Annotated in this window: 1 pseudogene; it reads left to right on the top strand. The window is 38.8% G+C overall.

Annotation, left to right across the window (positions count from 1 at the left end):
• Positions 1-144, top strand: a pseudogene (locus Q0791_RS25215) (IS3 family transposase); the annotation flags it as partial.
• Positions 145-219: the final 75 nt, after the last annotated feature.

Here is a 219-nt window from a genome sequence, read left to right as displayed (position 1 = left end):
TCAGCGGGAGCAAGAACCATTGCTGATATTGTGAGAGCGAATGGGACAGAGCTAAGCCGATATAGAGCCAGTAAGATTATGAAAAAATTAGGGTTAGTAAGCTGTCAAATTAAACAACATCGTTATAAAAAAGGGGCTAAAGAGTAATGCCGATCATTTAACGATTTATTGATCGGTTGACTGATCGTTTAAATGCGTCAAAATCCGAGTCCTATCTCT

It is taken from the genome of uncultured Shewanella sp. (assembly GCF_947495455.1).
GTDB lineage: Bacteria > Pseudomonadota > Gammaproteobacteria > Enterobacterales > Shewanellaceae > Shewanella.
The sequence above is the reverse complement of the archived record's forward strand: the minus strand, read 5'-3'. Positions and strand labels throughout refer to the sequence as shown.